The organism is Candidatus Vicinibacter proximus (assembly GCA_016713905.1).
GTDB classification, from domain to species: Bacteria; Bacteroidota; Bacteroidia; order Chitinophagales; family Saprospiraceae; genus Vicinibacter; species Vicinibacter proximus.
Window position 1 is genome coordinate 1,969,126 of the sequence record JADJOE010000003.1, and the last position, 16,211, is coordinate 1,985,336.

Annotated in this window: 13 protein-coding genes; 10 read left to right on the forward strand and 3 right to left on the reverse strand. The window is 35.5% G+C overall.

Annotated features, from left to right (window positions below; translation table 11 throughout):
• Positions 1-647 precede the first annotated feature (647 nt).
• From blaOXA to IPJ83_16415, 6 genes are all read left to right on the forward strand, one after another.
• A complete protein-coding gene (gene blaOXA, locus IPJ83_16390) occupies positions 648-1,478 on the forward strand; it encodes a class D beta-lactamase (protein MBK7882113.1) in 831 nt (276 codons plus the stop codon).
• 772 nt (positions 1,479-2,250) lie between these two features.
• Complete coding sequence (locus IPJ83_16395) at positions 2,251-2,526, forward strand: hypothetical protein (protein ID MBK7882114.1); 276 nt, start codon at positions 2,251-2,253, stop codon at positions 2,524-2,526.
• Positions 2,527-3,639: 1,113 nt separating this feature from the next.
• A complete protein-coding gene (locus IPJ83_16400; protein MBK7882115.1) occupies positions 3,640-4,338 on the forward strand; it encodes a hypothetical protein in 699 nt (232 codons plus the stop codon).
• 225 nt (positions 4,339-4,563) lie between these two features.
• Positions 4,564-5,196 (forward strand): class I SAM-dependent methyltransferase, encoded by a 633-nt coding sequence (locus tag IPJ83_16405; GenBank protein ID MBK7882116.1) that lies wholly within the window; start codon positions 4,564-4,566, stop codon positions 5,194-5,196.
• Between the two features lie 14 nt (positions 5,197-5,210).
• Entirely contained in the window at positions 5,211-5,879 is a 669-nt protein-coding gene (locus IPJ83_16410; GenBank protein MBK7882117.1) for an FMN-binding negative transcriptional regulator, read from the forward strand.
• Positions 5,880-6,427: 548 nt separating this feature from the next.
• The gene (locus IPJ83_16415; GenBank protein ID MBK7882118.1) at positions 6,428-7,369 is read left to right on the forward strand and encodes an NAD-dependent epimerase/dehydratase family protein; all 942 of its coding nucleotides are present in this window, start codon (positions 6,428-6,430) and stop codon (positions 7,367-7,369) included.
• Positions 7,370-7,617: 248 nt separating this feature from the next.
• Here the strand turns inward: IPJ83_16415 and IPJ83_16420 are convergent, their stop codons facing one another.
• Genes IPJ83_16420 through IPJ83_16430 form a run of 3 tightly spaced genes read right to left on the reverse strand, consistent with a single transcriptional unit; the run spans position 7,618 to position 10,632 of the window.
• Positions 7,618-8,292: an ABC transporter ATP-binding protein gene (locus IPJ83_16420; GenBank protein MBK7882119.1), complete on the reverse strand. Its 675-nt coding sequence runs from the start codon at positions 8,290-8,292 to the stop codon at positions 7,618-7,620.
• Position 8,293: 1 nt separating this feature from the next.
• Positions 8,294-9,553: an ABC transporter permease gene (locus IPJ83_16425; protein ID MBK7882120.1), complete on the reverse strand. Its 1,260-nt coding sequence runs from the start codon at positions 9,551-9,553 to the stop codon at positions 8,294-8,296.
• Complete coding sequence (locus IPJ83_16430; GenBank protein ID MBK7882121.1) at positions 9,550-10,632, reverse strand: efflux RND transporter periplasmic adaptor subunit; 1,083 nt, start codon at positions 10,630-10,632, stop codon at positions 9,550-9,552. The genes IPJ83_16425 and IPJ83_16430 overlap by 4 nt, the downstream gene beginning before the upstream one ends.
• A 749-nt stretch (positions 10,633-11,381) precedes the next feature.
• Here IPJ83_16430 and IPJ83_16435 point away from each other — a divergent pair.
• The 4 genes from IPJ83_16435 to IPJ83_16450 all read left to right on the forward strand — a co-directional run bounded on the left by IPJ83_16435 (position 11,382) and on the right by IPJ83_16450 (position 16,207).
• Positions 11,382-13,796 (forward strand): copper-translocating P-type ATPase, encoded by a 2,415-nt coding sequence (locus IPJ83_16435; GenBank protein MBK7882122.1) that lies wholly within the window; start codon positions 11,382-11,384, stop codon positions 13,794-13,796.
• Between the two features lie 90 nt (positions 13,797-13,886).
• Positions 13,887-14,114, forward strand: coding sequence for a heavy-metal-associated domain-containing protein (locus IPJ83_16440; GenBank protein MBK7882123.1), 228 nt, complete (start codon positions 13,887-13,889; stop codon positions 14,112-14,114).
• A 383-nt stretch (positions 14,115-14,497) separates the two neighbouring features.
• Positions 14,498-15,412, forward strand: a complete 915-nt coding sequence (locus tag IPJ83_16445; protein MBK7882124.1) for a hypothetical protein — start codon at positions 14,498-14,500, stop codon at positions 15,410-15,412.
• Positions 15,413-15,547: 135 nt separating this feature from the next.
• Positions 15,548-16,207 (forward strand): DUF998 domain-containing protein, encoded by a 660-nt coding sequence (locus IPJ83_16450; GenBank protein MBK7882125.1) that lies wholly within the window; start codon positions 15,548-15,550, stop codon positions 16,205-16,207.
• Positions 16,208-16,211 lie beyond the last annotated feature (4 nt).

A 16,211-nucleotide genomic window follows, 5' to 3' on the forward strand; every position in this document is an offset into this window, starting at 1 on the left:
AAAATGATCTATTAATTTCCAGGAGTTGAACAAATTCTATTTCCATATTATATCATTTCAACCATTTTATGACGCACGCAATACAGTTTAATTTGGTTTTGCATTGGGATGTTCGGCAAAAATAAAATGCTTTGCCACCTTACAATGGAATTCAAGAATGTTAGGACCAATGACCCTGCATGCATGGTTAGTGAGGATGAAGCAAAAAAACTGACTGTGTAGATACATTCGGAAATATTTAGAAAAAGTATACGAATTTACTTTTACGAATAGAGGTATACGGAATCTGTTAACAATCTCACCTCACAAATATTGAAATTTTATTCTATTTGTGATTAATTGTTTAAACCCTATTTAAGTTTCTGAATGTCAACTCCAATTCCAAATACCTTAAATTATGGATATAACAATTCGTGGTTACCTGCCGGGAACAGTTAGATAGATCTTTATGCTAGCCACAGATAGTCAAATTTCAATACTTGGATGGTAACCAATAAGTGTTGATTCATCAGAGTCCTTGTTTTTATAGGTCTTTTACCAAAATCACGAAATCCGAATGCTTAAAATGAGCCAAATAAAACACAGTAATTGTTGGATTTAGAAATAATAAAATGGTATTTTCACCTTCCTTCTTTAACAGCAAATATATGGAGACAATCAAACTTACGACACTGCTTTTGGCATTAGCTTTTTTCGGACTGACAGGTTGTAAGCAAAAAGGAACGACTGAAATTCGGGAAGACTTTAAAACATTATATGAGCGCTTCCATGTGGAGGGTTCTTTCGTACTTTACGACCCTCAGAACGACAAGTATATTTATTACAACCAAGGCCAGTTCAAACAAACATTTTCCCCTGCTTCGACTTTTAAAATTTGTAATTCGCTTATCGGGCTTGAAACAGGCGTTATAAAAGATAAGGACTTCGTAATTCCGTGGGACAGTGTGGTTAGGAATCCTGTGTGGGACAAAGACCACGACCTGAAGTCAGCTTTCGCAAACTCTACGGTCTGGTATTATCAGGAATTGGCTAGAAGGGTTGGTGGACAACAAATGCTTCACTGGCTGGAGAAAGCAAACTATGGCAATGTAGACACCTCAGGTGGTATTGACCAGTTTTGGCTCACAGGTGGACTACGGATCTCGCCGGAGCAACAGATTGATTTTCTAAAACGACTTCACGATAATGAACTTCCATTTTCTCAGCGTTCGAGCGACATTGTGAAAAACATAATGATCATCAAGGACACAATGGATTATATCATAAGAGGAAAAACCGGCTGGGGAGGATACGGCAATAAGGATATTGGGTGGTATGTTGGCTACCTTGAAACAAAAGATAGGGTTTACTATTTTTCAAACTGTGTTCAAGTTGAGACTGAAAAATTAAATGATGTAAATCGTGCAATTGATTTTGATTTGTCACGCAAGGAAATTGTTCATGAAATACTGAAAGAAATGAAACTTACACCTAAATAAATAATTCTCTGTTAAAACTAAATAAATATTTAGTTTTAACAGGGAATGGTTTAGCAATGCAGCTCATATGTCAGGATCGCTGGCTCTATCCACAAATTGCAATTACTGCTTAGAACTTTGAATGCTCATTTAAGAAAAATAAAACAAGTGTAGCTAAAAACCGATAAGAGTAATCAATTAAAAACCAGACCATGAAAATCAAATACAAAATTTTATCTGTACTAAACATGCAATTTTTATCTCCCTGTTGACCGCCAGTAAGGAATCCGCAAACGAAGTCCAGGAACCTGTGGAAAAGCCTGATGAAGTGGAATATTTTCTATTAAGACCAAACTAGAAAAATCTTTCGGTCATTCATTTGCAATGAGAAATGGGGATGACTTAAAAATATCCGGCGCCGTTATCATGGACGACAAAAGGGATATAGTGGTTCACGGTGATATGGTGTAGCAAATGAAAAATTGCTACAGCGAACTGGAAAAAATATTAAAACATTATGGCTATACTTTTGATGATGTTGTAGCTGAGAACGTCTATTCGATAAACATGGTTGACTTCATCAAAGTATCGGGCATTAGGAATTCCATTTACAAAAAGTAATTTCCGACCGGTACCTGACTCTAAGTAAAAGGTTTAGCCATTTCAGGACAGCTTATTGAAATCGATATGAAGGCTCATAAAACAAATTGAAGGAAGTAATGTAAACGGATAGAAAAAAGATTCGATTCGTAAAACTAAATATGAAAAAATAATAATTCTCTTAAGTTTTTGTTTGAGTGTTCAAATATTGGTTGGGCAAACTTTAGATATTGATTCCGTATATCAAACATTTTCAGCAGAAATAGATGAAAGCAAACGATTAAAATCCTTAAACTTATTTCTTGGCGACCCGGAAACCAAAGGCTCTATGGTGGACCTCCAACATGCCCAACGAATATTGGTACTATTCCTAAAAAATAAGGACAAAATCATCGAAGCATTTGGCATTGTCTCAGATCGGAATGGATTACATTTCATTTGGAAATACTGTAAAGGGCTTAGAGTATAGATTGAAGTCGATAGAGGTTGCTGAAAAAGCAAACAATCTGGAAATGTTAAAGGATTTAAAGCTTCATCTTCGATTGTATTTTTACGAACAAGGAGACTTTGAGAGAACGATAGCGTTAAGCTTTTAAGGGTATGACATTGCCCCATTAAAGACAACAATGAAATTATGCAGCTCCGGTCTTATTGGTTGTTGGGAGATTCGTATAATGAACTTAACGAACTAGATTTTACTTTAATGTATGCCTAAACGGCTTACGACATCTGCTTCCGAATCAAATATTATGATTATATCCACTGGATATATGAGTCTTTGGCCAGAATTCAGGGTAAACTTGGAAACAAAGCTCTTGTCGTAGCTTATTTTGATTTAACCATTAAAGAAGCAATCAAGAAAAAAATCCACAACCAGAGAAAGTCAGTATTACTCATCACTGGCTCAATATTATATCGTCTGCAAAATTGCTTTTGGATATTTACAGGACTACAACTGTGACAGTCCCTTTGAATATTCTGAAATTTACAGAAAAGCCAATGACAGTTTGTTTAGTGCCACAAAAATTAAACAGGCGACCCAGATGAATTTTACAGAAGATATCCGCCAGTTGTAATTGGCAGAAACAAAATTAAAAGAAGCTGAAGAGCAAACATACAATATCCAATTGGATTTGCAATCCATCGGCATCATTACTTATATTATAATTTTGTCATTGCTCAGCCGCAATATTATTACCAATACAAGACTTATTTATTACTTTTGAGTAATTAATTTATTATTGGTTTTTGAGTTTTTAAATTTATTGAAGAGTAATAAAGTAAACTTTTTTTAAAAATGATGACGACTGATTGTTATTCGACAAAATCTGGGATTCATCTAAAAAATTTGGAAGATACCAGTTTTGGGAACCCCGTTATTCACTAAAGTTGTCTTAAATTCCATTATATTGCATTGTTCTTTTTGTCTTGGTACAAATAAGCACCAAAAAAATCAAGGCTTTTTTCATTTCGTAACACTAAATCTTATTAACCAGAAATTAAAAATTTATACGAAATTTAGGACTATTTTGACATCTACTCGACAATACAAGAATTGAATTTATAATTAGACCTACAGAACATGGAAAATTTACCCTCTTACGTAAGCATAGTTTTCGCACTGACTACTATATGGACAGTAGGATTCTTTTACAAAGCGGCTAATAACTCCAAAACTACATTATTCATTTTAGTCATTTGGTTGGTATTCCAGACTGTTATCGGACTTTCAGACTTTTATATCGTAACAGACACCATACCACCACGATTTCTGTTATTAGTGCTACCGCCGATACTTTTTACCGGCGGACTATTTTACACGACACAAGGCAGACTTTACATGGATAATTTGGATCTAAAAAGTTTAAGCATTTTGCATGTAATCAGAATACCGGTTGAAATGGTTTTGTACTGGCTTTTCGCATATAAGACTGTTCCAGAATTGATGACCTTTGAGGGTAGAAATTTTGATATTCTATCTGGATTGACTGCGCCATTTATTTTTTATTTCGGTTTTAAAACAAAGCAATTAGGTAGAAAAGTAATTTTGATTTGGAATTTCATCTGTCTTGGACTTCTGTTAAATATTGTAACGAATGCCATCCTGTCCGCTCCATTTACCTTTCAAAAATTTGCTTTCGACCAACCCAACATTGCCGTATTGTATTTCCCATTTAACTGGCTTCCATCTATAATAGTTCCATTGGTTTTATTTTCACATTTAGTGACCATTAGACAATTATTCATAGATAGAATTAGTCAAAAAGCGGTTAATTTATAGTTGTCCCGACATTATTCTCTGTTTACCATGGCGCAGCCTTGCAGAGAGGAATTTGACAATTATGCATTGTCTTTAGCTCAAGTTGCTTCGATGTTAAGAACAATTAAGAGAACGTAAAATTCAGATGCATTTTTTAGTTTAAAGCTTATTGCATTAAAACTTCACTGTATAGAGACCAAAATATTTATCTTTGAAGATGAAATCCATTTTAGTATAATTATGGATATGGACAAGTATAAAGAAACATTTGAAACCTGGAACAAGCTTGCAGAATTATACCAGGATAAGTTTATGGACTTAGAGCTATATAATGAAAGCTATGACTTATTTTGCAATACAATAACTCAAACAAACGCCAAAATATTAGATATTGGGTGTGGGCCCGGGAATATCAGTAAGTATCTTTTATCCAAACGACCGGACTTTGATATTTTCGGCATCGACATCGCACCAAATATGATAGCACTTGCCAAAAAAAATAACCCTACAGCCAGTTTCGCCATAATGGACAGCAGAGAAATCGATCAAATCGAAACAAAATTTGATGGCATAATTTGTGGTTTCTGTCTGCCATATTTATCTCCGGACGATTGCAAAAATTTTATTTTTGATGCTGCCAACTTACTCTACAACGAAGGACTTTTGTATATCAGTTTTGTAGAAGGAGAATCCGAAAAATCAGGCTATCAGGAAGGTAGTACCGGAGACAGAACGTATTTTTATTTCCATAATTTAGAGGATTTAATAAATCAATTAGCTGAACATAATTTTAGGTTAAACAAAATGTTTAAAATAAAATATGAAAAATCACCTACCCAAATCGAAATACACACCGTATTAATTGCTCATAAACAATAATCAAAAAGAATTAAATGTACAATTTAACCTACTTTAAAGAAAAAGAAAAGCAAACACTTGTAAAATTCATGGAGGATAATCGTTTTGCCTTTATGACCGGGAGTTTTTTATCAGGCATACAGGTTGCCACACAGATCCCTGTTTTATTGGAAGAAAGAAATGGCGAACTGTATTTGCAAGGACACATCATGCGTAACACGGATCACCATAAGGCTTTCGTTGAAAATCCAAACGCATTGCTTGTATTTACCGGACCAAATTGTTATGTAAGTGCTAGCTGGTATAGTAATCCTCAGGTTGGTTCTACCTGGAATTATATGAGTGTTCATGTCGGTGGTCAGGTTTCTTTTATGACCAATGAAGAGTTGATACAGTTTATGCGAAAACTGACACTAAAAATGGAAAAAGGGAATAAACAATCACTCACTTTCATCGACAATCTTCCTGAACAATATGTAGATAAAATGATGCCTGCCATCGTTGGGTTTGAAATTAGAGCAGAGAAAATGGAAAATGTATTTAAACTCAGTCAAAACCGGGATGAAAAAAGTTATCTCAACATTATTTCGAAACTCGAAGAACAAGGTGGGAGCAGCGCTTTGATTGCCGAAGAAATGATAAAAAGAAAGGCAGAACTATTTCCTACCGGTGTAAAATGGGATGCTGCCAAATTTGATTCGTGAGCTTTTAAAAAGAAGATCCTCTAATAAAATAAAAATTCAGACAATTGCTTCCTTTTACGAAGAGGCTTAATTTAAAAGAAAGAAGGAGTACAACTTCCAAAATCTGATCAAAAATAAAGTTAAAAATAAGGACGAAAAAGAATTCGCAAATAATCGAAAGGATTATTGTACTTCCAATTCATGATAATATAACTTTGAACAAAAGATCAAGACTCATGTTGAATATAATTAATTAAAATTGTCAAAAAGACTTTAGAAACAATATCCCCCCTCCTTGTTACATAAAACTAAAATATAGTATCTTTGAGTGGTAGATTCAATTCAATAAGTTATTTGATTTAAAAAATAAAAAACCAATTTTCAGCCTCAAAGTGAACAATATTGCTAAAAGATTTTGGAGTATTAACTGAGGGGTTGGCCACTCCATAAAAAAGGACTTTGGTAGATTTCACAACCGGACTTATGATTTTTAATCTCTCAAACTAAACAAGAAATTATTGGATAACTTATAAAGATTTAAATTATTTATAATCATTCAAACCAAAATTATGCAAACCATACTAGGATCAGGAGGAGCAATCGGCATACCATTAGCCAAAGAATTAAAGAAGTACACCGATAAAATTCGATTGGTTAGCAGAAATCCAAAAAAGGTAAACGAAACTGATGAACTTTACCCAATCGATGTAAATGATTTGAATCAAATAGACCAGGCAATAGCCGGAAGTGAAGTAGTGTATGTGGTGATAGGATTCGAATACAAATTAAGCGTTTGGCAAAAAATCTGGCCGCCGTTTATGGAGGCTGTAATCCATGCTTGCAAAAAGCATAATGCCAAACTTGTTTTTTTCGACAATGTATACATGTATGACAAATCTGCAATTCCCCATATGACAGAGACTTCAGCAATTCAGGCATCAAGCAGAAAGGGAGAAGTCAGACAGCAACTGCATGAAATGATCATGAAGGAAGTGGAAAACAAAACACTTACAGCTCTTATTGCCAGATCGGCTGATTTTTATGGCCCCGACAATAGAAGCAGTGCCCTAAACTTGATGGTAGTTGATAATTTTATGAAGGGGAAAAAAGCACAGGCGTTTGGTAATATCGACAAAATTCATTCGTACACATTTACACCAGATGCGGCCAAGGCAACGGCTATACTTGGAAACACCATAGATGCCTATAATCAAGTGTGGCACGTTCCGACAACCAAGGAGAAATTAACAAATCGTCAATGGATTCAATTGATTGCCAATGAGCTTAAAGTAGAAGCTAAAATACAAACTGTGCCTGTATGGTTGCTAAAAATACTTGGTTTGTTTATCCCAATAATGAGGGAGTTTCCAGAGATGAATTATCAATATGAACAAGACTATTTTTTCGACAGTACTAAATTTGAAAACAAATTTGGCATGACTGCAACTGCTCCTAAGGATGGCATCCGCATTCTTATTGAAAGTATTAAAGCACAAAACGCCGGCAGTTAAAGTCAAAAATATTATTGACTTGAACTTTAACTTTAGTTTTAATAGTTGGGGATAATTTCGAAAAGTAGTGTTGTGACCAAAAAATAAATTAAACGGTCTGATGCATAATGTAAAACATTTTTTAGGAAAGAATGAATGGAGATAAGATTAGCATTTTCTCCATTAATTTATTCTAAGTAAAAAGTATAATGAATACCAATGCGCTTAAACGGAAGGGATGTACATGCATAAAAGATATTCACATGAATTTAAATAATTTTGCCATCCTCCATTTGGATAATTCGCTGGGTGCGTTTGGCAAATTCATAATCGTGTGTAACAATCAGCAGCGATTGATTAAATAGAGAACTTAACTCCTGAAATATTTCGAATACAATCTCACTGTTTTTTTTATCCAAATTACCAGTAGGCTCATCCCCCATAATGATAACAGGATCATTGATCAGAGCGCGAGCAATGGCCACTCTTTGCTTCTGTCCGCCTGACAACTGATTTGGTCTTTTTAGTGCTTCATTTTCAATACCCAGCACTTTTAATTTTTCATAAGCACGATGTTCCACCTCCTTTTCTGAATGAATGCCCAATTTGAGTCCGGGTAACATTACATTTTGGAGGACTGAAAACTCGTTTAGCAAATAATGAAACTGGAAAATAAACCCAATTTTTTCATTTCTAACTCTTGCCAATTCGCCTTCACTTTTATTGCGCATGAGTGTGCCGTCGATAAACAATTCACCTTCGTAATCGGTATCCATGGTAGAAAGGATGTACAGCAAGGTGGATTTACCACAACCAGATTTACCTATTATGGAAACGAACTCACCCTTATTTATGCCAAATGTGATACCCTTCAACACTTGAACTGATAACGGGTCATGAAAATATTTGGAAATCTCGTGGGTCTTTAATATTATTGATGACATACTATTTACCTCTAATGATAATTACCGGATCTATTCTGCTGGCTTTTCGCGAAGGGAAGTAACCAGCAAAATAGGTGGTTAGAAGGGAAAACACTGCACCTATGATATAAAATTTAGGGTCATAATCAATAGGATATGTTTTCACTGCAGGCAAAGATGCTGTATTAAAGGGTATTAAATCAATGAGTGCAGACAACCCTAATCCAAGTAACAACCCAAACAATCCTCCTACGATTCCAATTGAAGAAGCGATGGCGGTGAAGATCAGATTTACATCCTTGCCGGAGAATCCGGTTGCTTTTAAAATTGCTATGGAATCCATCTTCTCATAAATCATCATGTTCAGTATATTAAAAATACCAAAACCAGCTACTATCAGCAAGGTAATGCCTACAGCATAAGAAATTAAGGTTCTAATAAAGCTCCCTGTTTCAAACTGCGCATTTGCTGTTTGAATATCAATGGCGTCTAATTCAAATAATTTTTCATACTCCTTTGCAATGGCCGGAGCGGTTAAAATGTCCTTTACTTTTATCTGAATATCCGTGATAAAATTTGAAGACTCCCCAAGTAATTTCTGTGTAGTCTTCAGCGAACAATAACTTTGGATGTTATCAAATTCACGAATCCCTGATTGAAAATTACCAACCACTTTTAACTTTACCTGTTCTCCTTTTGAAGTGGTCACCTGAACAATATCTCCTATTTGAACCAACATTTTTTCTGCCACACCTTTTCCTAAAATAATACTGTTAGGTATGTTCTTTAAATCCATAAAATTTCCAGCCACTACATAATCTTTAAATAAAAATAGTTTATTTTCTTCTTCTACTTCAATACCATTAATGACACCTGTTAGATCAACCGAACCCACATTATAAAAAACCTGCGCAGTAATTTTGGGAGCAACACCCAGTACTCTTTCATCTTTATGCAAGGCAGCTAAGATGGCTCCGCTACTGTGTATTTCCAATCGTTGATTTCTTGGCTTAATGGAACGGATAAAATTATGAAATTCATTAAAGGAAAGTGACCTGTCTATCGGCTGCAGCGCCGATGGCTTGATCTCATTAAATAAAAGTATATGCGGTGTTCTATTCAGGATTAATCCATCCAACAATCCGTTCAATCCAGACATAAAACTGAGCAAACCAATAAACATGGTAATGCTGAAGGTAACGCCAATTGCGGCAACCAAAGTTTGTCTCCATCTTGCCATCAACAATGAAAGGGAAATTCTGGCTATAAGCTTATATTTCATTGTTGCGGTTCAATTAATTCATCTTCTGGGGTGACCCCTGATAATATTTCAGCTTTTTGATAATCTTTTAAACCTACTTTTACCACTACTCTATCGCCGTTGCTTTTAATAACTAATGAATCGTTAACCAGATAATTTCTTGGAATCAGAATTGCATTCACTTTTGTTGCAAGCACAATGTTTGCTTCAAAAGAGATATTAGGATACAATAATTCAGGACCATGAATAAATTCAGCCTCCACTAAAAATGTCTTGCTGCGTTCATTCATTATGGGGTAAATTTTTGTCACCCTGGCTTCATAAACCTCTCCTTTATAACTATCCAGGCTTATTTGAACGCGCAAATCTTTTCGCATTTTAATAATATCGTATTCATCCACCTGCATTTCCAGGATAAAACTGTGTGCATCACCAATTACACATATGGCTGTCTGAGGTCCAACGACCTCACCTATATTTTTATTTATACTGTATACCACGCCATCAATTTCACTCCGCAGGATGAATTCATTCTTAAGACTACTCGATATCTGAAGATTTTTCTTGGCCTGAGATGAAGTAAAACTTAGCTGACGCTTAAGATCCTTGTATCTTAAAATGGAAGAATGGTAGGTAGTCATTGAATTCTGATACGCCAGTTCCTTTTGTTCCAATTCGGCCTTTGACCCAATCTCTTGCTGCCAAAGAGATTTTTGCCTAAAGTAAATAAGGGAATCATTTTTCATTTTGTTGAATGAAAAGTCGATCAACATTTTTGCCTCATTTAATTTACCCTGGTTGGCTTGAAAATCCGTAAAAGAAGCATTGAGTGCCGCATTTTCCTTATTCAACCGTTGAATTTCACTGGAGATAGCTAAAATTGGTGACCCTTTTTTTACGGTATCCCCTTCTGAAACAAATATGCCATTTATTACACCACTGACTGTGGCGAATGCCTGATACTGATTTTTACTCTTCACTACTCCGGATGCATAGATAGACTCAGAGATCGATTCTACAGTAGGCTTTACTTTTTGAATTTTATGGAAACAAGAAGAAAAGGAAATGGAAATAAAAATAATTACTGAAATAAACCGCATAATACAAAGATCTCTTAAAACAAATAATTTTCAAAATGACATCTATCAATTCTATTTCTGACATCCATCATAATGATAACCAGATCATTAAAACATAAAAATGGGGTAGATTGTTCCAGGAACTTCATCCAGACTTAAGTTGAATTGCTTGTGCTGGTATTGTTTAAGATTTTCAAATATTAAACCTCATCGCAATAAATAGAGCAAACTATAAATTACGATTTCACAAATGGGGAGTTATTCTTTTTCTCCACTATTAATTTTAACGCCATTATTTTATGATAATAGCATGTGGATATCTTTACTTACTTGAATCCACTTTCTGCAAACATACCAAAATCAATGGATCATTTTTCAGTAATTGAATTCTGCATTTAGACGAATCACAATTCTGTATTTCGAACTATTTGAATTAAAAACTTTAACAAAAATTAAACCATCATCCAAACTGACTTACTTAAGCAAAAGGAATCGATATGGAGCCATTGTCTATTATACGGAATGGTCAATGAAAAATTGAATTTTCGGATTAGTATAGATTATTTCTATAACAAATCTACTATTCAGGTGTTGTATGTAGAACATCCAAATAAAAAGTAAAATTATTTAAATCCAACTGTTTTAAAAGTATCTCGAAAAACAAACGAATGAAGACAACCGATGTGTAAAGATGTCAAATACCAGCTAATTTCAAATTAAAGGAAATAGCTAATGTTGTTTCCTTTGTAGAATAATTAAATCCAAATAATATGGCCACAACATATAAAGAAGTCTTTCTGCCTCTGGAAGGTGTAGGAAGTGAACATTGTGCCATGATTGTAGATAAAGGCTTAAGCAAACTGCCTGGCCTTTCAGGACATAGAGTAGAGCTGAACAACCAGCGAGCAGTTATCCAGCCAAACCATGCAGAAGTTATTTTGGAGGCGGTCCATGTGATCACAGGATTGGGGTATGGGGTCACCACCCTTAAAAAAACTTTCCCGGTTCTGGAAATGAGTTGTGCTTCCTGTGCTGTGAGTGTGGAAAGCATCTTGAAATCACATCAAGGCGTTCTGAAAGCTGCAGTAAATTATGCTACAGCTACCGTGGACGTGGAGTATATTCCAGGTGTAACAGAGCCTAAAGACCTTAAAAAAGCTGTACAGGAGGCTGGCTATGATTTATGGATAGAGGAAAATAAAAACGAAACGGACACGCTTGAAAATTTGCATAAGGAAAAATATGCACTCCTCAAAAGGAAAGCATACCTGGCTCTGTTACTCTCTGCCCCATTGGTCGTCATCGGCATGTTCTTTATGGAAATGCCTTATGCCAATGAAATCATGTGGGCGCTCAGTACGCCGGTAGTTTTGTGGTTAGGAAGTGATTTTTTTAAAAATGCATGGAAACAAGCCAGGAACAGGTCTACCAATATGGATACCCTGGTTGCCTTAAGCACCGGAGTAGCTTACCTTTTTAGTGTTTTCAATACTTTGTTTCCTTATTTCTGGCACGCACAAGGTTTACATGCCCATGTTTACTTCGAAGCAGCAGCAGTGGTTATTGCTTTTATATTATTGGGTAAGCTTTTAGAGGAAAAAGCCAAAGGAAATACATCATCCGCCATCAAGAAATTGATCGGTTTACAAGCTAAATCGGTATCTGTGATTCAGGCAGATGGTCAGCAAATGGAAATCCCTATTGACCAGGTTCAGATCGGGGATATTATTTTGGTGAAACCTGGTGAAAAAATTGCAGTGGACGGAACAGTTTTAACCGGCAATTCCTACGTAGATGAGAGCATGTTGAGCGGAGAGCCTTTGCCTGTTTTGAAAAAAGAACAGGAAAAAGTTTTTGCCGGCACCATCAATCAAAAAGGTAGTTTTCAATTTAAAGCAGAAAAAGTAGGCGCAGATACCTTGCTTTCACAAATTATTAAATTGGTGCAAGATGCCCAAGGAAGTAAAGCGCCTGTGCAAAAATTGGTAGATAAAATTGCCGGCATTTTTGTACCGGTTGTAATCCTTATTGCCATTGCGGCATTCATCGTCTGGAATATCTTTGGTGGTGAAAATGGTTTCACCCAGGGATTATTGGCCCTGGTCACTGTATTGGTCATTGCTTGTCCCTGTGCTTTAGGATTGGCAACACCTACAGCCATTATTGTCGGTGTTGGTAAAGGAGCAGAAAAAGGAATTTTGATAAAAGATGCAGAAAGTCTGGAGCAAGCAGAAAAAGTAAATGCAATTCTTCTCGATAAAACAGGAACGATAACAGAAGGTAAGCCAAAAGTGTCCAATGAGTTTTGGACTGTTGACGATGTACATTTGAAACAAATATTATTCAGCATTGAAAAACATTCCGAACATCCGCTGGCAGATGCCGTCGTGATTTTCTTGAACAGCTATACGCCATTGCCTATTATCCATTTTGAAAGTCTTACCGGCAAAGGTGTAATCGCAACCCTGGAAGAAGAAACGTACATCATCGGAAATAAAAAATTAATCCTTGAAAAAAATATTTCCATTGAGGATAATATTTCTGAATTGGCTGAACGGTGGGGGCAAGAGGCAAAAACGGTTATTTGGTTTGCGGACAGAACCAAAGTATTGGCTATATTGGCTATTGCTGACGAAATTAAACCTACTTCTAAAGATGCAATTAATGAATTACAAAACCAAGGCATCGAAATATTTATGCTTACCGGCGATAACGAAGCAACTGCAAAAGCAGTAGCAGAAAAGGTAGGCATTCTGCATTACAAAGCTGAAATTCTACCTGATCAAAAAGCAGAATTTGCAAAACAACTTCAACTTAAAGGGAAGGTGGTTGCGATGGTGGGCGATGGTATCAACGACAGTGCTGCTTTGGCACAATCGAATGTAAGCATTGCAATGGGTAAGGGCAGCGATATCGCAATGGACGTAGCAAAAATTACCATCATTTCTTCGGATTTAAAAAAAATATCCGAAGCCATCCTTTTGTCAAAAGCAACTGTTGCTACCATTAAACAAAATCTTTTTTGGGCCTTTATTTATAACTTAATAGGTATTCCTATTGCAGCCGGTATTCTTTACCCCGTTAATGGATTTTTACTTAATCCGATGATTGCGGGCGCAGCAATGGCATTAAGCAGCGTCAGTGTAGTCAGCAACAGTCTGCGTCTAAAATGGAAAAAGATGTAATTATAATTATTGGCCATTCCATAATAAATCAATCCTTCAAACTGAACCAAGATTATTAAATTTTGTTACCCCCATATTAATAGAAATACAATGAATCAGGATCATATAAACTTACAGTTTAAAACCAACATTAACTGCAGTGGGTGTATTGCAAAAGTAACTCCTTTCCTCAATGATGCTGAGGGTATCTCCCATTGGGAGGTAGATACAAATAATAAAGACAAAATTCTGTCTGTAGAATCAGATGGAATTACGGAAGCAGAAGTAATGAAAAAAGTACAAGAAGCTGGATTTAAAATTGAATTGCTACATCAGTAGAAACATATAGATTTTCTGCATTTGGAGATCCTAATATTAATTCATTGCTGCATTCCATTTGCTTCCATATTTTCTAGCACAAAATTAATTCAGGAAAATTTAGCTCTTACATCATACAGTCCTTGCATTATTAAAGGGACAAAAAGGGTAAAATTCTATACCCTAATCTCAAAATGCATTGGTTGGAATAACTTTAAACTTTCCTATCGATAGCACTACTTTTTTTCTAACGGTCGCCAAAAAGTAAATCCCATAACAGCAAAAGGAATAGATTAAAATAGTCGTTGAATTCTCCTTCAATTTACTATTTTTATCCCTAGATTTTGGCTTTAATTCCGACCAAAAAAATTAGGTACACTTTTACGCGAAAAATATTATTAAAGATGAAACAAACAAGTTTAAAGTTATTGATTACCAGCTTATTGATTTTAGTGAACTGCATAGCTTATGGACAAGGATGCAGTGATGCGGGATTCTGTACGATAAACAGTTTTCAACCGAACAACGCTGCAAACATTTCTGAATTTAACAACCAAATAAAATTTGGCTTAACATTTGGTGGTGCGGATCAGTCTATCTCTATTCTTGGCAATTACCTTGAGTACTCCAGACAGATGAAGGACAAGTTTGTCGTTCATGCAAAAATTACCTCATTGTCGCAAAGTGGTAATGAAATTTCAACTTTTGGTCTTTCTGACATCTATCTCAATGGCGACTACAAGGCAAACAAAAATTTTAAACTATCGGCTGGGATTAAAATTCCACTTGCAAATGGAAATACAGAAAAAGACAATCTCCCACTTCCAATGGACTATCAATCCAGTTTAGGTACTTTGGATATCGTATTGGGAATTGGCTATGAAATAAAAAAAATTCAAATCGTTGCAGGATTTCAACAACCCCTAACGCAAAATAAAAATTCTTTTACAGCAGAAAACTATCCACAAAATTCAAAGTTGAGAAAATTTCAATCCACCAATAATTATAAACGAAGTGGGGATATTTTATTGAGGGTCTCTTACCCGATTAAACTTGGACAAAAGTTTATGCTAACACCAAGCCTGTTGCCTATTTATCATATAGCAAACGATAAGTATACTGATCTTCAAAACATAGAAAGAGATATAGAAGGCTCTCAGGGATTAACCTTAAACGGTAACGTCTATTTTGATTTTAATCTTAATCGTAAACACGCTCTGCAACTCAATGCCGGAATACCATTTGTAGTTAGAGAGACAAGACCGGATGGATTGACCAGAGGATTTGTGGTGAATTTGGAATACCATTATAAATTTTAAGCTGCAATCTTCTGCAGGAATAAGGATATTCTACCACAAATTCTGTATATATTCATTAGCAAAATTCAGAGAATAAACAACACTGCTTGCTTTGAACCATTAGAAACCAAGTTGAAATAAATAAAATTTAAAAAGATGGAACATTTATCTTTATTAGCAAAATTGATCCTGGGAAGTTGTAGTCTTTCCCTGATCTGTTTAGCCATTTTACATATTGTAAGTGCAGAGTTTAAACCAAGTTGGCGAATGGTAAGTGAATATGCACTTGGAAAACATAAATGGCTGCTCACCTCATTTTTTATTTTATGGAGCATAGGTTCTATTTTAACAAGTATTCATCTTTGGAATTTTGTTACTTCAAAACTTGCCTATACAGGACTAATATTGATTTTTATTTCGGGTATTGGCGCATTCATGGGTGGATTATTTGATGTGAAACATAAACTGCATGGATTCTCTTTTCTAATGGGTGTGCCCACACTACCTGTGGGTGCTATACTGGTAAGCTACAACTTACTAAACCTGGGATATGGCACTTCTTCCCAATCCTTCATTCTATGGTCTGCGCATGCTACATGGATGAGTTTAGTGTTAATGGCTATATCCATGATCGTAATGATGACGGGATTCAAAAAATCCGGAATTCCCATGGGCCCAAATATTGAACCACCCAAAGTTGTACCGGAAGGAGTAATAGCACTTGCCGGCTATGCAAACAGAATTTTAGTTATCTGTTATATCGGTTGGTTAATCGTAATCTCGAGCATAAATCTTACCTCCTCAGCGAATTTGTAATCCT